Genomic DNA, 18,785 nt, shown 5'->3' on the forward strand with positions numbered 1-18,785 from the left:
AGATTTAGCTGTGTATGGACTGATCTAAATTAATTCAGACCTGCTTCAGGTTCATCAAGAACTTCAATCTCACCCACCTTGACTCGTGAATCGTCGGTAGCGCGTTTCATAACCAATTCCTTTTGATTGGTGCCGAAATAGTCACCAGCAATCTGGTTCATACTCCGAATCGCTTCATCAAATGGTTGCCCGGTGGAGCGAATATTGTAGCGCGTCCGCCAAAGCAGAACCTTTTCCCCTTTTCGGAGTTTTTGAAAGTCGTAGACATTGAGGACCACGAAATACCGCTCCTGATTGATCAGTGTGTTAAGTTCCCACTGCTGCCTGGGAGACCCATGGAATTCAAATGCCTGCTCCATACCCAGCAACTGCGCTTTCTTGAACGAGGCTGCGTTGTGCGCTTCCTCCACAGACAGACTGGCGTTGTAGTTAAACTCTACCCCCGGATCGACGGTATTCGGGACATCGAATACAGGTCCCGTGTCGTTTGGCTCATCAAAGAGTTCGTTGGAGTGGTTTCCGTCCAATCGATCCACATCCGTTGTATCTTCCCAAATGTATCCAGTATTTCCAAAGGGATCGTTCATCTCCTCGATCGAGTTGTAGCCCATGCTCTCGGTCAGCGAATCAGGTCGACCGCCCGTCACCCCGTAATGGACCACAATAAGTAAATCGCTTTGATCTTCATCGCCTTCACTCTCTGGAAAGAATTGCTGATACTTTAGATTTGCCGCCAAGTCTTCGACCAGCTCCTCAAAGCTCACATCACTCATGCTGGGATCCGCTATGCCTCCCCCATAATATTTACCCTTCATGAAGAGATAGGTCTGCACCTTCTCCTCCAGATTGCGGGCACGTTCAGTTAAATATTCACCTAGTGCTTCGGCATTTACCACTACCTGATTGGCGCCATTGGCAGCGGCAAAGCTAGTTAGAATAAAGGCGAAAATGATAGCCAAGATCTTTTCAATTTGAGCAAACTTCATGTGAAGGACGTTTGCTGCACCCTACTAATAAAAAGAGATTAAACAAGCTACTTCGCTCTATCCATGTGTGAACAAGAAACGTTGCGGTGCCATTTATTCCAAACAGATGGGTAAAGATTCAAAGAAGGAATTTTGTATCGCCTATCTGGAGCCTGAATACATGATAATGACCATGGTAAGGATTACGATTATTAGCTTGTTAGTTCTACTACCCGCAGCTTTTAAAGCTGCAGATCGAACAATCGGAGAGCTCTTTGCCACCCGGTCGGAAGTGATCGCACAGCATGGCATGGTCGCCACCAGTCAACCGCTCGCAACACAGATAGGCTTGGATATTTTGAAAAAGGGTGGCACCGCCGTGGACGCGGCTATCGCGGCCAATGCAGCCATGGGCCTTATGCGACCTAACAGCAATGGCATCGGAGGAGATCTTCAGAAGCCAACTTGTCCAAAGCCTCATTCAGATCAATGACATGCTCATCATTATTCATCGATTCAGGTAATCCCACCAAATCATCAAATTCTGCCCGCTGATGGTCGCCGCCATGCCGAATCGCCTGCCGAAGCCGTTGGCAGCAATGTGGAAGTGCCAGAGGATGCCCGAAGATGGGATCTAACGGACAAGATAGTCTATGCTGGATTTATTGACGCATACTCTCAATACGGCATGCCGGAAGGCTTGAAGACTTTCAAGTCCGGGGGTGGATCCGAAGGACCCGCTAGAAGGATGAATCCAACGCCTTCTACTCAGGGTGCCTATGCCTGGAATCCTTTAGTAACACCAGAACGAGATGCCTTCGAGGTTTTTAAACCTAATGCGAAAGATGCTGAAAGCTTGAACGATGCCGGATTCACAACCGTGGCTACCTACCCTGCAAGAGGTATTTTCCGTGGGCAAGGCCTCCTGGTTCATGCGGATGGCTCATCCATCAAGGATGCCACGATCAAAAGCCAAATATCGCAGCACATTTGGTTTGATACCTGGAATCAATCCAGGACGGAACGCCCCAATGATTCCTGGATCTATCCAGTGTCTTTGATGGGAAGTATAGCCCAAGTCCGACAGACACTTTATGATGCTCAATGGTATGAAAAGGTCCTACAGGCTTATGACAAGAACCCCGACAAAATGGAGAAGCCAGTTGAAGATTCCGCTTTGGCTTCCCTCCAAGGCCTCATCAACCAAAAGCAATGGGCACTATGGCGTGATGAAGCAGCGCGCTGGTAACACTACCAACTACCAGATTGAAGAGTGCCCCATGTCCATGGGAACCTGTTACGATCATGTCGTAATCATTTTCTTCAATCTCGCTCAACAGCGAATCAACAATAGGACCTTCTAAAAGCAAGGTACTGGCTTCCACTCCCCGTTCTTCAATTCGCTCGGCGAGTTTTTCCAATTTTTTGGTTTCAAGAACCATTGTTTTTTCACACACATCCACGTTGTAGACCGGTGTTGAGCCGTAACCTACAAAGTCAGGCTCTGGCGAACAAACATGGATAATTTTCATTACACCACGAGAAGCAGTCGCTTGGTCGTATGCGGCCTCAACAACCGTATTAGTTACATCTGAGAAGTCAACGGCTACGAGTATTGTTTTGATGGTACCCATAAGGTACACTGCTAACCGAATGCCGCAACCGATCTACCGGGTCATTAGCTAGGCTATTACCGCGATTAATAACCCTTATCCTAATCAAGATCTGAGCTTGGATTTTTCACCGATGCTTCTTCCGTTTTTTTCTTATCCATAGTCCATCCAGTAAATCCATAAATGATAGAGATAACAGGATTTATTAGATTAAGAAATGCGAAAGGAAGATAGGCGAGCGGGTTAACCATCAATGCCGCCATCATCGTAGCACCACAAGTGTTCCAGGGAATGAGTGGCGAAGTGAGCGTACCCGCATCTTCAAGACAGCGAGAGAGGTTCTTTGCCGCTAGGCCAGATTGTTCAAAAGCATCCTTGTACATTCTCCCCGGGACAATGACAGAGAGATATTGATCCGGCGCCAGGACGTTCATACCGATACAGGTTGCCACCGTTGAGGAAACCAAGCGCCCAGTAGTTGTAGCAAACCTTAGGACAGCATTCGAAATGGCAGCCAACATCCCAGTGCCTTCCAGCATTCCACCAAAAGCCATGGCACATAAAATCAACGACACCGTCCACATCATGCTTTCAATACCACCCCGCGAAAGAAGTTCGTCGATTTGAGCTGTTCCCGTCTCCGAAGCATAGCCGGATTGCATAACCGATATCATGTCATTAATCGAAGCCCCTTGAAGCAACACACCTAAAAGCGCTCCAGCAAATCCTCCTCCAAGTAGCGCGGGTAAAGCGGGAACGCGCATGATAATAAGAGCCAAAACAACAGCGGGCGCCAAAAGCAATAGAGGTGAAAAATTGAACAATCCTGCCATGGACGTACTGAGGGCTTCGACTTCTTCCATGCTAGCAGATCCTTCTTTTAAGCGAAGCCCAAGAAGGCCATAAAGGATGAGAGAAATCAGTAAACTAGGAACTGTGGTAAACAGCATGTGCTTGATATGTTCAAACAACTCAGCACCCGCAACAGCCGGAGCCAGATTCGTGGTATCTGAAAGAGGCGAAAGTTTGTCCCCGAAATAGGCACCCGATACAATGGCTCCTGCCACCATGGGTAATGGTAGCTGCAAGCCCTGCCCAACCGCAATCAAAGCCACACCCGCTGTTCCAGCCGTTGACCAGGAACTGCCGGTGGCAAAAGAAACAACGCTGCATATCAAACAGGTAGCGATCAGAAAGATCCCTGGAGTGAGTATCTTTAATCCATAAACTATAAGCAGCGGAACAACGCCGCTGGCTACCCAGGTTCCGATCAAAATCCCGATGGCTACCAAGATAAGAACTGCCGGCATGGCGATCGAAATACTATGAACAATCGAATTCTGTAATTTCTTCCATGGGACTCCAATCGAATAACCAATGATAGCCGTAATCGCGGCGGCCAGAATGAGCGGAATATGAGGGTCTGCTCCAAACACCTTGATGCCCACAAAAAGTAGCACAATCATGGAGATAACTGGAACGAGTGAAAGACCAAGTGAAGGAGTTTTACTTTCGGGAGTAGACATGCTTAATGGACTACCATGCGGGTCAGCTAGCTATTGTCGAGGCTCGGCCCTTACCAGCGCTTAGGCTTTGACCCATTGGTAAATCTTTTTCTACCCTTCTAGTTCAATAAAAACTCAAGATTCAATTATGCAGACCCGTTTCTTCATCACTTTTCTCAGCCTGATCATTACCCTTAGCCTGAGTGCACAGGATTCAACGAACTTCCCTGCTCTGGGTCAGATCAAACAACATCATCCGGATCTGGCAAAATTGCTCGATCACAACGCGCCCATTCAGGTGATCACATCGGGATACGTTTGGACAGAGGGTCCAGCCTGGAATCAGGAGGGACAGTTTCTCGTATTCTCCGAAATCCCCAGCAACACGGTTTACAAATGGGTCGAGGGCGAAGGAGCTGGCAAGTGGTTCTCTCCATCAGGTTACACTGGGGTCACCGACTATGGGCGCGAACCTGGCAGCAATGGATTGATGTTTGATCCGGAAGGACGGCTCATTTCCTGCGAACATGGTGACCGTCGCGTTTCAGTCATGCTAAAGAACGGTGGAAAGAAAACCCTGGCTGATAACTATAACGGCAAACGCTTCAATAGCCCCAATGATGTTACCCGTGCCTCCAATGGAAATTACTACTTCACCGATCCTCCTTACGGGCTTCCTGATCGATTCACAGATCCCCGCAGAGATATGGATTACTGTGGCGTATACCTGCTCCGTCCATCTGGTGAAGTAGATCTCCTGACAAAGGAAATCGAACGCCCCAATGGCATAGCACTTTCACCTGACGAAAAGACGCTCTATGTAGCACAGTCCCACCCGGACGAACCGACCATTACAGCCTTTCCAATCAAATCGAACGGCACCGTTGGCAAAGGCAAAACCCTCTACGACGCCACTGAATTAAAAGGACCTGGTAGAAAAGGAAATCCCGATGGCCTCAAAGTCGACAAGCAAGGGAATCTCTGGGCATCCGGTCCGGGCGGTATCATGATAATCAATCCTGAAGGAACGCTCTTGGGCCATATCCTAACCGGCGAGCAAACCAGTAACTGTGCATTTGGAGGTTCGGATGGATCGATCCTATATATGACAGCCGATACTTATCTGCTTCGTGTTCAGACGAAAGTGCAAGGGTTGGGGTTTTAAAAAGGTTTCCCAACTTCGCCAGCTTGCAGGCTGCGTGGGGCAAGCGGGTTTCAGAGGTCAGGTGTCAGGTCTAACTGTTAAAGGTTCCGAAACCTGACAACTGTAGTCCTTGCCTTTCTACCTGGGCAGTTCAACACTGACAGGAGCATCCTTGATTCCCATGGTGGATTCAATCTCCTGCTCGATGTAAAGAGCCTGATCTGGATTCCCGAGCCCGGATACCATTTTAGTTTCATTCCCTTCGTGATCCTGAAAATGAACTTCATAGGTATAGGAAGTACCATTCTTGTTTCGATGCATCTTTTCCTTGGTGAAAATTTGTATTATATCACCCAGTGCAATGCTCTTTCCTCCAAACCAAGGTAATGGTCTATGACTGATGGCTATGTCCTTGAAAGATATTTTGATGTAGGTCCGGTTGATGAAGCCAGCGACACACAAATAAGTGAGGCCAATTCCAACCGATGCATGGATCGTTCCAAAGGCCGCCATGGCCCATTGTTTTTGCGAGATTGCGATGCCAAACCATACGACCATAAAGCCATCCCAAAAGAGGCAGAAAATAAGTAGTCCGATCGTCTTGCCAGAAAACCATTTTCGTACGATTTCTAATCCGTCCATGGTTGTCTGAAGCTCGATTCCTTTGGGTGCTTCCAATACCCAACGTTTGTGAGCCTCCACTCGCGTGACCTGATCACGGAAATCAAAGACCGCATCGCAACTGGAGCACTTGGCCATGTGGTTGTCCAAATGAACGTTTTCAGAAGGAATGGGTTCGTTACAGCGTTTGCAGTGAATATCCATAGATGAGACCTTTAAGCCGTTCATTTAGGAGATTCAATGAAGACCTGTAAACCGGATAGTCATTTCCCGGTTTGCCCTAACAATTATTTTTCATTGTAAAGATAAACATGGATAAAATCAACGAGTCACAAGTCCCGGAAGAGCATCGATCCTCCCCTAAAGGAGCATTTGAAATGAATCGGAAGCACATCTCCGTTGAGATGCGAGGCGGAGAATCTTATCCGACTGGCCCCTGGGAAGGTGGTCCCCCTTTCGATGTGGAACTAACCACACTACCTCCAGGAAAAAAGAACTATCCCTATCACGTCCACGCATGCGCTTGGGAGTACTACATTTTTCTATCCGGAACGGGTAAGTTTAGAGATGAAAACAATGAGTGGCATGAAGTCAAAGCCGGTGACCACGTGCAATGTGCCAGCGGACAAGCTCATCAGATAATGAACGACTCGGATGAAGATCTCACCTTTTACGTCATCGCGAATAATACAGAAGTGGAGATAGCCGAATATCCGGACACAGGAAAAGTCCTCATTTTACCGCAACGTAAGCTTGGTTTCATGCATGAGGCGGAGTATTACGATGGAGAGGAGTAATCCTCCAAACAAGGCTGAAGCCCTCTAAATTACCGGGTCGAGTTCAAAAATTAGTAAAAAGGATTGGGGTTTCATAGCTCCCCTTGTGGACGCCCTATGTACTGGTAGCCCTTTAGGAAGCTTAAAAACAGCAACAGTCCCAGATGTTTTGGAAGGTGAATATGACATTCAATTCACTCGGGCAACTTGGGAAGACTATTCAGAACCTGTAGTAGTTCGACATGCGGAAGTTTCACGTGTTGATATGATATACCCAGAAGGCTGGGTTATGATTACTTCTAATCCAGACCAAGCGTCTGTCTTTGAAAAAGGAACTTTCATGGGCAAAACACCTTTACGCTTAAAAGGCTTAAAGGAAGGCACCAAACACTACACACTTCGAATGGAAGGCTACGAAGACTTGGAAGTAGCCACCGAAGTTGTCGCTCAATCTGAGAAAAAGCTGGAAGGTGAACTTCTAAGCTGGGATCGAGAAGTAAACTACAGCCAACTCGACATTCCTCCAACCCAAACCAAACGAGGATTGAGTAATACGCAGCGTCTGATTGGCAAGAATGCACATCGCTTCTTGGTGGATTTCGTAATCAATAAGGAAGGCGTTCCTGAACAAATTGAAGTTCTCGAAACGACTAACCTCCGAGCCCACGATCGCCTTTTAAAAGATATTTCCAAATGGGTTTTTGAACCCGGTATGCGAAAAGACCATGCGGTTAAAACTCGGGTTCGTCTCCCCATCATTCTGGGCGAAGTGAGCAAACTTCCTCCCACAGTTGAGCTCGCACGCGTCGACAATGAAGATGAATAAACTTTATAGTTAAAAGCACAAAGCGGTTCTATAAACGTCTGTCCGGTTCGCCGGGCAGGCGTTTTGCTTTTACCATTCGGTTGATTCGCGATCACGAAGAAACTGTCCTGTTAGATCCGGGGATGCTTCCGTAGCCAACCAAAGAATGGTATCGGCCCCCTCTTCCAGAGTTCCAGTTGCATCCGCCCCTCCCATCTCCGTCTTGATCCAACCTGGGCTGACTGAATTAACCGTAATTCCTTCAGATGAGAGTTCATTCGAAAGCAAACAAGTGACAGCATTGAGCGTCGTTTTAGACATGCTGTATGCCGGTGCCCAACTTCCCATACTCGATAATTGTCCCGCCAAGCTGGATACATTTATTACTCGAGCGTCCTGGCTCTTCCTCAGGTACGGAAGGAACGACTTAGTTACTCTCAAAGGCCCCAGAGAATTTGTATCGATCGTTTGCTCAATCACTTCCTGAGAAACGGATAAAATGGATTCTGAAGCATCGAGCAGAATACCGGCATTATTGACCAAGACATCAAGACGCTCAAAAAGCTTACCAAACTGCTCCGCAGCTTGAACAACCCGGTTACTATCTGATACATCGAGCTCCAAAAAGTTGAGATGCTCCAAAAGAGAACCCCATGCTCTAGTAGCCTCCCTTCCCTGTTCTACTTTCCGGCAGCTTAAAACTACCTCGAAATCGGCATGTAGCAGTTCCTTCACAACCTGGAGTCCAATACCTCGATTGCCACCCGTTACCAAAGCAATGTTGCGATCACTCATAGCTACGATCTGGCCTGTCACTTTCCGACGTAGTCGTTGTTAGCTTTGGTGCATATATACCAAACACCCATCCAAAGAACTTGCGGAAGAATCGTTTTAAGTCTTCAAGAATCAAATATAGAGCTGGAACCAATAGCAGTGTAATGAATGTGGCAAACAGGACACCGAAAGAAAGTGAAGTTGCCATGGGGATCAAGAATTGAGCCTGTAAAGAACGCTCCAAAAGAATCGGAACTAACCCGACAAAAGTCGTCAAAGAGGTTAGGATAATGGGGCGAAACCTGGCAATACCTCCCAGATGTACCGCTTTTATCAGAGGAACTCCTTTCTCTCGAAGCTTGTTGATATAATCTACAAGGACCAACGAGTCATTTACAACCACTCCAGACAGAGCGATAATACCTAACATTGAAAGCATGTTCAGATCCTGAAACGTGCCCAAATTCTGAAAGTTTAGCAGATGGCCAAAAATGGCCCCTGCCACTCCAAAGGGAATCGCCGATATCACGAGAATAGGTTGCACATAACTCTTAAAGGGAATTGCAAGCAGCGTGTAGATGATGATTACCACAAAAATCATTCCGCCAACTAGAACAGGAATCAGCTCCTCAAAATCCTTTGCCTCTCCATCCTTTAACGCCTCAACGCCAGGATAATCGGCCAAGATTTCATCTAGAATGGAGGGCTCTATTTCCATGCCAGCCAACTGCATAAATCGCTTTTGTATGGGATGAACTGGATACAGCGCCCGATTGATGTCGGTAGGATTTGCAATTTCTTTATCCGCATCGGCCTGCACATTGATGACCCGCTTACGGTCAATTCTCGTTACACTTGAATAACCAATTCCAAAATCAATGTCCGCAACTTCAGAGATAGGAACGGAGGTTCCAGTGGGCGTTCGGACGTACATATTCTCCAAGTTACCAATGGATCCACGCTCACTCTTAGGATAACGCACCATTACCCGGACGTCGTCCTGGTCTCGCTGAATTCGTTGAGCTTCCCCTCCATAAAATGCCTGCCTTACTTGCCGACCTAGATCCGCTGAATTAAGCCCCAATGTTCTAGCGTTATCCTTCAACCGAATTTTCAACTCTGGTTTCCCTTCGCCATTAGTATCCCGAATATCTTTCAAGCCAGCGTATTGACGAAGATGCTCCTGAATCGCCATGGACGCTTCCTTCATTTGATCCAGATCAGAACCTGTTAAGCGAATATTAATAGGCAACCCAACGGGACCGGAAGCACTCGCCTGGAAGGTGAGCAACCTGGCACCAGGAATTTGCCCTACCTTATCACGCCACGCATCAACCACCTGAAAGGCATCTGAATCGCGTACTTCGCTTTTTGCCAGCTCCACAATCACTGAACCTATATTACTTCCAACAGAGGTACTCTCAGGATTTGGACCACCCGTCATAGTAAAATACCCAATCGACACACTCTTATGAAGGACAGGATCAATTTCTCCACGACCTAACGCATCTCGCGACACTTCATTGAGGGAATCATCAATCCGCCGAATGGCTCGTGCCGTTTCCTCTGATGAAGTACCTTCGGGCATCATCAATTGAACCAAGATAAAGTCACTTGGCACATTGGGAAATTGAACGAAGCGTATCCAACCACCTGCGACAATTCCGATACTAACAATCAGGATGGCTATAAATCCGCCTAGGGTTGCATAACGATACACTAGGACTTTCTCAACAAGAGGATCATAAACATTTTTTATGAACCGCTCCAGCCCGTCAGAGAAATTACGCTGAAACCGGGAAAAGAAGTTAAGCTGATCACGGTGCTGACGATCTCCAACATGGCAAAGCGACAAGTGATAAGGCAGCACGAGTTTACTTTGAACCAACGAAAACAAGAGGGTCGGAATTACGACTAATGGAATGGATGCAAAAAACTTTCCCATTAATCCTGGAAGAAATAGTACAGGCGTAAAAGCAACGATCGTAGTTAAAACGGCAAAGGTAACCGGTGTAGAAACTCGATGTGTTCCCCGGATGGCAGATTGCACTCCCGGCCCACTCTGTTGAAATTCAGAAAAGACACTTTCGCCAACCACGATAGCGTCATCAACGACGATACCCAGCACTAGGATAAAGGCAAAGAGGGAGATTAGATTGATGGTTAGGCCAAAGGTAGGTCCGACAAGAAATGTAGCTAAGAAACTGACTGGAATTCCTGCAGACACAAAGAAAGCCAAAGACGGACGCAAAAATAGGGAAAGAGAAAGTAACACCAGAACGAAACCAATCGCTCCGTTCTCAAGAAGCAGGCTTAAGCGATCCTCTAAATAAAAAGACGAGTCTCCCCACCCTTCCATGCTGATCCCCTCCGGCAGCCAAGTCTCTCGTGATTCTTCGACATACTTTTGAACCTGTTCACTTATATGAATTGGGTTTTCATTTCCAACTTCCCTAACAAGAACCAGGGCCGCAGGCCTTCCATTAAAATCTGTGGATACACTAACGTCTTCGAATCCATCCACAATCTCAGCCACATCTCCTAGCCGTATATCGGTACCATCCGGTCTACTGATTAGGACAAGCTCTTCAAACTCACTTCCCCGATAAGCCTGCTCCTTCGTTCGAAGTAAAATTTCACCGCCGCTCGATTTAATCTGACCGGCTGGCAGGTCCAATGAGTTCCCTCGAACCACCTGCATCACGTGGTCAAATGTCAGACCATACTCTCGTAATTGCTGCTCGGATACCTCTATGGACATCTCATAATCACGCATGCCACGGACAAAAACCTGACTCACGCCATCGAGCTGTACCAAATCGTCGCGTACTCGCTTAGCCAATCGTTTAAGCGTATGCTCATCAGTGTCCCCATAAATACCGATCCAAATGGTGTCCTTCTGAATCAGAAACTCTTCTATGATGGGCCGTTCCGTTTCATTCGGAAAGGTGGTGATGGCATCTACGCGAGTCTTAATATCCTCTTTGAGCTTACGAATATCGTACCCTTTCTCAACCAAGACCGACACAGATCCAAAATTCTCTACGCTATTGGACTGCAGCTCTTTAATTCCCTCCAACCCCTGAAGTGCCTCTTCAATGCGGATAACCACTCCTTCTTCCACTTCCGCAGGAGAAGCACCCAGATAGGGAACACGAATCACAACCGTATCTAATGAAAACTGAGGGAATAGCTCCTTCTTCATAAAGAAGAGAGAAATACCTCCCCCGACTACCATCAGGAGCATTGTTAAATTGGCAGCAACGCCGTTGCGTGTAAACCAGGCGATCATCTGGCTGCCTCCGAGGTATTCGTAGTATCTACAACAACATCCATTCCATCGACAACAATTCCCAGTTGGGTCAAACAGAGTCGGTCGCCATCTTCGAGACCTGCCGTTACAAAGACCGTTTCAACACCGGCTTGAGCGACTTGTATTGAAGTAACCTGCAATCGATCAAACTCATCAATTACATGAACAACATCTCCCGGCTTAAGCGCTGCCCTTGGAATCACAAATCCTTCTCCTAAAGACCTGCCTTGGATTTCTGCCGCCACAAACTGCCCTACCTTCAATGGCGGCTTGGAAGGCTCATCGCTGACACCGTAGGGATCATCCACCTTGGCGACCAGGAACAGCTGCCGAGTGGAGGCGTCCATGACTCCTTCTGCTCGATCAATAATGCCCTTCCAGGTCCACGTTTTGTCACCCATGGTAGTTGAAAGAATGACGGAAGGCTTTGCTGTTTGAGACTCTCCATCTCGATAGCGTTCAGGAATTTCAATATACCCTGCCTGCTTGGTGGAAATGGGCAATCTGACTTCGGCCACATCCACTGAGAATATACGCACCAGCTGTGTCATTCTCGCATTCACAGTCTGGCCAACATCTACCATTTTTGCCTGAACTCGACCGTCATAGGGTGCTCTCACCGTGGTCTTAGACAAGTTGCGTTGAGCTACTTCTAATGCTGCCTCAGCAGCTAGCCTGTCGGCCTGCGCTTTTTCCAACTGCGGTTTACGTAAGGCCAAATCATTGGGTTCGCCACGCCCCATTTCTTTCCAGTCAAGCAGTGCTTGTTGACTCAAGTTCTCCTCCTGAGCATAGGCCAATTTCGCTGCAGCTAAACGCCCTTGGGCATTTGCAATCGCAGCCTCGTATTCGATTTTTTCAATCTCCAGAAGTACATCTCCCTCTTTGAAAAAACTACCGGGAAGAAGCTTGGGTGATATCCGTTCAATCACACCTGATACTTCCGTGGTTAAAATGGTTTCCGTACGAGGCTGAACCGTTCCCTGCGAATTCACCTTCAGAACCAAAGGCTCAGACTTAAGTGCCTGAACCTCCACGCGTGGGTAAATCTTAACCACCTCCGCTTGCGGCGGCTCACTCTTCAGCAAGAGCACCACAACCGTAAAAATGACCGCAAAGAGTATAAACACAATCGGCAGTAGAGCCTTGAGCAAGATGTTACCTTTTTTGAAATCACTTCGAGTATTCATAGTTTACTCCTCTTCTTCTAAATTGATACCTCCACCTAACGCTACGTAGAGGTCGATACGGTTTTGAATGACACGGTTAATGGATGAAATGCTTTGGCTCTGCGTTTCGAAGGAGCGACGCTCGGCATCGAGCACACCTGTTATATCGAGCACCCCGCGCTCATACAAGAGCCAGGCTTGCTCGAGCGCTTTATTACTTTGCTCTGCTGCGACGCTCAACTCGTCTACCAGATTTACCAGATAGCCTTGATTGGCCAGGGCAGTTTCCACTTCGCGGAATGCATTTAGAATGGCTGATTCGTAATTAGAAACTTGTTCATTGAGTTGGGCTTCTGCCTGTCGACGCTGAGCACTCAACTGCCCTCCCCTGAATAGGGGTGCGGTTATATTTCCTGCAATCGACCAAACGGAACGGTCGGAATCGAGGAGATCGTCCAAGTCACTTGAGGCCTGCCCAAGAGTTCCTGTCAGTGTGATGTCGGGCAGACGATTTTTCTTTGCTAAATCAAAGTTAGCGCCCAGGGCAGCCAGTCGACGCTCAGCTGCTCGAAGATCAGGACGTGCTTCCAACAAGGATGCCGGCATTCCAGCAGGAATGGGTTTTCCTGCAGCCGGTAATTCCTTAGTCACTGCAATATTTCTTCCAGGATAATCGCCTACCAAAGTTTCCAGTAGGCGAATAGCTTGATCCAGCGCACCCTCACTAATACTTACCTGAGACCGCACGACTGCAGCCTGGGATCTTGAAAGGCGGAGATCGAAGGCCTGCACTAAACCACTTTGATAACGGTTTTCCAGGATCTTCAAATTCGAATCAAAGCTCTCCGCGCTTCGCTTAGCCAGGTCTCGTTGATACAGTAATTCCTTAGCGTTATACCAGGCTTTCGCTATCTGAGAAATGATGGTCAGTCTGAGCGCGGAAGCATCGTAGCCAGATGCTTCAAGCAAGGCGATCGTTGCACTATGTTGATCGCGCACCTTTCCCCAGACATCGATCTCCCATTGAGAAGATAGAGCCAGATTGTAGTTCGTAGTTTCAAATGAACCAAAGGGATTAAACAGTTGCTTTTGCTTATTCCCAGAAAGACCCGCCCCTAAACTCGGATAACGGATTGCCCCGGTAATCTGTGCGCTGGCCTCCGCTTGTTGAAGACGGAACATAGCCGCTTGCAAGGAAGGATTTTGCTGAAATGCATTATCAATCAATGCAATCAATTGTGGATCATCAAAGTCAGATAACCAACCTTCTTCCAGATTTCCGGAAACGACAGATTGGCTCCAATTATCCGGAACATGCTTCTGAATCTGCGGCAGTCCATTTTGAGATTCCGGACTAGTAGTCACACAGCCTGAAAACATGGCGAGGGAGGCGAAGAGACTTAAGCTGCGAAGTGAGGAGTTCATTGAGTTACATGCACCGGGGCAGATTCAATCCCGGTGGCGATAAAATCGATATATTGGTCAAGAAACTGATCGAAATCGGATCCACTCATGCCTCTCCCAATAAATTGCAACCGAGGGAAGTGCATCATGAATCCGACCATAGAGCAGATAATGAAGTGCAATTTGTTCATGACCGCCGCCATATCAAGTTCAGGCAGGGCTTTTTGAAAGGCTAGCAGGAAGGTTTGAAAGATTTCCTGAAAAATCTCTTCGTCCAACTCGCACATAAAATCGAGCGGCTCTGACATACACCGCGCAATTGCCTGAGCAAAACGACGCCCTTCCTTTGACATCAGTTTAGATACCGCAGGCCTTACCAGGATATCAACTAACTCACTTACAGGCACAAGACCATCGATTGTTTTCTCCTGGGCCTGACGCAACATCGCGAGTCGTTGATCATTCAGCGGTGTTATACGATAGATGAAGAGCTGCTTAATTAATTCTTCCTTCGAACCAAAGTGGTAATTGATGGAGGCAATATTTACACCCGCGCGTTGCGTGATGTTCCGAATAGACGCACCCGCGAAACCACAGTCAGCGACTTCCGACTCGGCCGCATCCAGGATCTTTATCTGCGTCTCATTCATTCAAACGTTTGATTTAAACGATCATTTGAATAAATGGAGATTTTCTGTAATTGCAACCCAAATCGCGAATTTTCTTTAACCTTCTAGGGCGATGCCCAAAAAAGAAATTCCCATCAAGACTCATGAATAACGATCCATTTATGGAAGCCGCCATTGAAGAAGCCCGCAAAGGACTCGTGGAAGGAGGTATACCCATTGGCTCTGTGATTGTTCATGACGGGAAGATTATAGGCCGAGGGCACAATCGCTGTATTCAAAGCGGAAGCGCTATTCTTCATGGAGAAATGGATGCCTTGGAAAATGCGGGACGCTTACCGGCAAGCATTTACAGGGAATGCACACTCTACGCCACCCTCTCCCCTTGCTCCATGTGCACAGGAGCCATTCTACTCTATGGGATTCCCAAGGTGATCATCGGCGAAAACCAGACCTTTATGGGCGAAGAAGATCTTCTTCGTTCCAAAAGAGTCGAAACAGTCGTGATACAAATCCAGGAATGCATCGACATTATGACTAGCTTTGTAGAAAACAATCCAAGCTTGTGGAACGAAGACATCGGCACCACACCCTGAGAACCCTATGAATAAAACGACCATATTCTTATCTTTCCTAGCACTGACAATTGGATCTTCAGTCCACGCCACTTACTTTGGAAACGGCATGAAGATTGGCGAGGTCGATCAAGAGTCTGCCATTATTTGGACCCGCCTCACTCGAGATGCCGAATTCAACATGCAAGGGCACATGTGGATTGAATACGAGGTGCCCCCAGAAAGGGGCAGAAAGGAATATGCCAGCCGCATGCCAGAAGGAGCCACCCTCAATGACATGGCATTCAGTATGCCTGGAATCGAAGGCGAAGTAAGACTCATTTACTGGCCTGAGGACGATACCAGCAACGTTGTTCAGAAAGACTGGACACCGGTTAATCCGAACCAGGATCACACAACGCAAATCCAGATAGATGGACTCGAGCCAAATACTCAATACGAGATTGTTTTAGCGTCTCGCAACACCGATGGAAAACTGGAGGCATCTGTCACCGGAGAATTTAAAACGGCTCCTGCGGTTAGTCAGGAAGAAGAAGTAACCTTCACCGTGGTCACCTGCCACGACTTCATCCGTCGGGACGATCTTGTAAATGGACACAACATCTATCCTTCGATGGCCCGTATGGTGAAGCCCGACTTTATGGTGCATGCCGGAGACATCGAATATTATGACAAACCAGATCCTTGGGCCCGTAGCGCCGAACTAGCACGCCACAAATGGAATCGCCTTTTCGCCCTCCCCTACCAAGTTGATTTTTATCGTCAGTTCGCTTCCTATTTCATCAAGGATGATCACGAGACCTTGAAGAACGATGCCTGGCCCGGACAGAACTACGGCGACCTCACTTGGGAACAGGGATTAGCCATTTACCGTGAACAAGTACCCATGGGCGAAAAGACCTATCGTACTATTCGCTGGGGAAAGGACGTTCAAATCTGGATGGTTGAGGGCCGTGATTTTCGCAGCCCTAATACCATGCCAGATGGTCCAGGGAAAACCATCTGGGGTGAAGAACAGAAGGCCTGGTTATTCAACTCGATGAAAACATCGGATGCTTCTTTCAAAATACTGATTAGTCCCACTCCCATAGTAGGTCCTGACCGTGGCAGCAAAAACGACAACCACGCAAACGAAGGATTCACCTGGGAAGGTGATCAGGTCCGTGAATTTCTCAGCACCTTGGACAACACCTTTGTACTTTGCGGGGATCGCCATTGGCAGTATGCCACCGTTCATCCAGAGACGGGAGTTCGTGAATACTCGGCTGGATCGGGATCGGACCTACACGCCGGAGGTTTTAAATATTCACTACGCACAGAAGCCCATAAATTCCTTCGTATCGAAGGAGGATTCTTGAGTGTGAATGTTCAACGCGAGGAAGGTGTGCCACAGGTCACCTTTACCCATCACGATGTGGATGGAAACCCGGTTAATGTGGAAGTTTTTAAGGCAGAGTAGATTCTAGTAGGTGTCTGTGTTCAGGTGTCAGAAAACAGATCTCACATCAGATCCGCAACGGTCGCCTCGGCGATGCGACCCTACCATTAAATCGTTATAAAATTCGGTAGGGCCCGATCGCCGAGCGGGACGTTGCAGAGACATAGGAAGAAACGGAGCTAAATTCAATAAACACTTACACCTCCCGCCTCTCGTCTCGTTTTCTTTGTCCCTTGAATTGACTCAGGGGTTTGACCGCTCCATGTAAGGTGAGTCTATTAATCGGCAATCAATAGAAAAAGTCATGGCCACACCCGAATTCCATTACCAAAACCCATTCCCTTTAACAGGAGACAGAACCGAGTATAATTTACTCTCCTCAGAATACGTCGAAGTATCTGAATTTGAAGGAAAACCCATCCTCAAGGTTCACCCCGAAGCCTTGGCCATGGTCGCTCAAGCAGCCATGCGTGACATAGCATTCTTTCTCAGACCCGAGCACCTGGAAATGGTATCCGCCATTCTGGAGGATCCGGAATCCTCTGATAACGACCGCAACGTAGCACTCACATTGCTGAAAAACGCCGAAGTTTCCTCCCACGGCATCCTACCATTTTGCCAGGATACCGGCACCGCGATCATCATGGGTAACAAGGGACAACAAGTCTGGACTGACAGCAATGATGCGGAAGCACTTTCTAAAGGTGTCTATAATACCTACACGAAGGAAAACCTTCGCTACTCGCAGAATGCCCCACTCTCGATGTACGAGGAAAAGAACACCGGCACTAACTTGCCGGCCCAGATCGATCTTTATGCGACAGAAGGCATGGAGTACAAATTCCTCTTTGTGGCAAAAGGCGGAGGCTCGGCTAACAAAACCTATTTTTATCAAAAAACGCGGGCGGTATTGAATCCCGTTGCCTTGCAAAAGTTTCTGCTGGAACAAATGGGGACTCTAGGCACGGCCGCTTGCCCACCCTACCACGTAGCATTCGTCATTGGCGGGACCAGCGCAGAAGCGAACCTGAAGCACGTCAAATTGGCTTCGACCAAGTATTACGACGAGCTACCGAAAGAAGGAAACGAACATGGTCAGGCTTTTCGCGATGTTGAACTGGAAAACCAACTCCTCGAACAATCACGAAAGCTCGGTTACGGAGCCCAGTTTGGAGGTAAATACTTTGCATTAGACGTTCGCGTGATTCGCCTACCGCGCCATGGAGCTTCCTGCCCCATAGGCATGGGTGTCTCTTGTTCGGCCGACCGAAACATGAAGGCTAAGATCAACAAGGACGGCATCTGGCTAGAAAAACTGGAAACGAATCCTGGCCGCTTCATTCCGGATCACTTGCGCGAAGCCGACTACCAGGGTGTGGTCAAAGTCGATCTCAATCGTCCGATGACCGAGATTCTGGCACAGCTTAGCGAACTCAAAGTTGAAACCCAGTTGAGCCTCACCGGCACGATCATCGTCGCTCGGGATATCGCTCACGCCAAGCTCTTAGAGCGCCTGGAGAAAGACGGGGATCTACCCGATTACTTTAAGAATCACCCTGTTTATTATGCGGGTCCAGCGAAGACTCCAGAGGGTCTACCTTCCGGGTCATTCGGCCCGACTACTGCCGGTCGTATGGACAGCTACGTCGAACCCTTCCAAGCGGTTGGAGGCTCCATGATCATGCTGGCCAAAGGTAACCGCAGTCAGCAGGTCACCGATGCATGTCAAAAGCATGGTGGATTTTACCTGGGCTCCATTGGAGGACCAGCGGCCATCCTTGCTCAAGACAACATCAAGAAAGTGGAGCTGGTCGAATACGAAGAGCTAGGCATGGAAGCCGTATGGAAAATCGACGTTGAAGACTTTCCGGCCTTCATTCTGGTAGATGATAAAGGAAATGATTTCTTTCAGGGTATTCGTAAGAGTTGCGAAGCCTGTGTGGCGGCTGTAGGCGTATAGGAAACCAAGCTGTCTGGTTTCAAGCGTCAGGAAGATTCTTCCTCTACGACAGCTGAACACTGACACCTATTAAGTCCTCGACCCGTTTAGTTAAAAA

Annotated in this window: 18 protein-coding genes; 8 read left to right on the forward strand and 10 right to left on the reverse strand. The window is 47.9% G+C overall.

Annotation, left to right across the window (positions count from 1 at the left end; translation table 11 throughout):
- Window positions 1-29 precede the first annotated feature (29 nt).
- Complete coding sequence (locus tag GA003_12095; protein ID QXD26777.1) at window positions 30-986, reverse strand: hypothetical protein; 957 nt, start codon at window positions 984-986, stop codon at window positions 30-32.
- A 166-nt stretch (window positions 987-1,152) separates the two neighbouring features.
- Here GA003_12095 and GA003_12100 point away from each other — a divergent pair, with 166 nt between their 5' ends.
- Window positions 1,153-1,458, forward strand: a complete 306-nt coding sequence (locus GA003_12100) for a gamma-glutamyltransferase (GenBank protein QXD30423.1) — start codon at window positions 1,153-1,155, stop codon at window positions 1,456-1,458.
- Here GA003_12100 and GA003_12105 read toward each other — a convergent pair.
- A complete protein-coding gene (locus GA003_12105; protein QXD30424.1) occupies window positions 1,391-1,627 on the reverse strand; it encodes a hypothetical protein in 237 nt (78 codons plus the stop codon). The genes GA003_12100 and GA003_12105 overlap by 68 nt on opposite strands.
- Between GA003_12105 and GA003_12110 the strand changes: the two genes are divergently transcribed.
- A complete protein-coding gene (locus GA003_12110; GenBank protein ID QXD26778.1) occupies window positions 1,567-2,214 on the forward strand; it encodes a hypothetical protein in 648 nt (215 codons plus the stop codon). The two genes, GA003_12105 and GA003_12110, sit on opposite strands and share 61 nt — an antisense overlap.
- On the opposite strand, the gene GA003_12115 is transcribed toward GA003_12110, so the two are convergent.
- Both GA003_12115 and nhaC read right to left on the reverse strand, forming a co-directional pair.
- A complete protein-coding gene (locus GA003_12115; GenBank protein ID QXD26779.1) occupies window positions 2,165-2,599 on the reverse strand; it encodes a universal stress protein in 435 nt (144 codons plus the stop codon). The genes GA003_12110 and GA003_12115 overlap by 50 nt on opposite strands.
- 80 nt (window positions 2,600-2,679) lie before the next feature.
- Entirely contained in the window at window positions 2,680-4,104 is a 1,425-nt protein-coding gene (gene nhaC / locus GA003_12120; GenBank protein QXD26780.1) for a Na+/H+ antiporter NhaC, read from the reverse strand.
- A gap of 127 nt (window positions 4,105-4,231) precedes the next feature.
- On the opposite strand from nhaC, the gene GA003_12125 reads away from it, so the two are divergent.
- Window positions 4,232-5,248, forward strand: coding sequence for an SMP-30/gluconolactonase/LRE family protein (locus GA003_12125; GenBank protein QXD26781.1), 1,017 nt, complete (start codon window positions 4,232-4,234; stop codon window positions 5,246-5,248).
- A gap of 117 nt (window positions 5,249-5,365) precedes the next feature.
- On the opposite strand, the gene GA003_12130 is transcribed toward GA003_12125, so the two are convergent.
- The gene (locus GA003_12130) at window positions 5,366-6,076 is read right to left on the reverse strand and encodes a hypothetical protein (GenBank protein QXD26782.1); all 711 of its coding nucleotides are present in this window, start codon (window positions 6,074-6,076) and stop codon (window positions 5,366-5,368) included.
- 83 nt (window positions 6,077-6,159) lie between these two features.
- Here GA003_12130 and GA003_12135 point away from each other — a divergent pair, with 83 nt between their 5' ends.
- A complete protein-coding gene (locus tag GA003_12135; protein ID QXD26783.1) occupies window positions 6,160-6,645 on the forward strand; it encodes a cupin domain-containing protein in 486 nt (161 codons plus the stop codon).
- Between the two features lie 85 nt (window positions 6,646-6,730).
- The gene (locus GA003_12140; protein QXD26784.1) at window positions 6,731-7,450 is read left to right on the forward strand and encodes a PEGA domain-containing protein; all 720 of its coding nucleotides are present in this window, start codon (window positions 6,731-6,733) and stop codon (window positions 7,448-7,450) included.
- Between the two features lie 69 nt (window positions 7,451-7,519).
- Here the strand turns inward: GA003_12140 and GA003_12145 are convergent, their stop codons facing one another.
- The 5 genes from GA003_12145 to GA003_12165 are packed head-to-tail and all read right to left on the reverse strand — an operon-like array spanning window position 7,520 to window position 14,739.
- Entirely contained in the window at window positions 7,520-8,224 is a 705-nt protein-coding gene (locus tag GA003_12145) for an SDR family NAD(P)-dependent oxidoreductase (GenBank protein QXD26785.1), read from the reverse strand.
- Window positions 8,217-11,495, reverse strand: coding sequence for an efflux RND transporter permease subunit (locus GA003_12150; GenBank protein ID QXD26786.1), 3,279 nt, complete (start codon window positions 11,493-11,495; stop codon window positions 8,217-8,219). The genes GA003_12145 and GA003_12150 overlap by 8 nt, the downstream gene beginning before the upstream one ends.
- A complete protein-coding gene (locus GA003_12155) occupies window positions 11,492-12,706 on the reverse strand; it encodes an efflux RND transporter periplasmic adaptor subunit (GenBank protein QXD26787.1) in 1,215 nt (404 codons plus the stop codon). The genes GA003_12150 and GA003_12155 overlap by 4 nt, the downstream gene beginning before the upstream one ends.
- Before the next feature lie 3 nt (window positions 12,707-12,709).
- The gene (locus GA003_12160) at window positions 12,710-14,110 is read right to left on the reverse strand and encodes an efflux transporter outer membrane subunit (protein QXD26788.1); all 1,401 of its coding nucleotides are present in this window, start codon (window positions 14,108-14,110) and stop codon (window positions 12,710-12,712) included.
- Window positions 14,107-14,739, reverse strand: coding sequence for a TetR family transcriptional regulator (locus tag GA003_12165; GenBank protein QXD26789.1), 633 nt, complete (start codon window positions 14,737-14,739; stop codon window positions 14,107-14,109). Before GA003_12165 ends, GA003_12160 begins: the two co-directional genes overlap by 4 nt.
- Before the next feature lie 122 nt (window positions 14,740-14,861).
- Between GA003_12165 and GA003_12170 the strand changes: the two genes are divergently transcribed.
- From GA003_12170 to GA003_12180, 3 genes are all read left to right on the forward strand, one after another.
- The gene (locus tag GA003_12170; protein QXD26790.1) at window positions 14,862-15,311 is read left to right on the forward strand and encodes a nucleoside deaminase; all 450 of its coding nucleotides are present in this window, start codon (window positions 14,862-14,864) and stop codon (window positions 15,309-15,311) included.
- Window positions 15,312-15,318: 7 nt separating this feature from the next.
- On the forward strand, window positions 15,319-16,749 hold the full coding sequence (locus tag GA003_12175; GenBank protein QXD26791.1) for an alkaline phosphatase D family protein: 1,431 nt from the start codon (window positions 15,319-15,321) through the stop codon (window positions 16,747-16,749).
- Between the two features lie 283 nt (window positions 16,750-17,032).
- Window positions 17,033-18,688, forward strand: coding sequence for a fumarate hydratase (locus GA003_12180; GenBank protein ID QXD26792.1), 1,656 nt, complete (start codon window positions 17,033-17,035; stop codon window positions 18,686-18,688).
- Window positions 18,689-18,785: the final 97 nt, after the last annotated feature.

This window comes from Opitutia bacterium ISCC 52 (genome assembly GCA_014529675.2).
Lineage (GTDB): Bacteria > Verrucomicrobiota > Verrucomicrobiia > Opitutales > UBA2995 > UBA2995.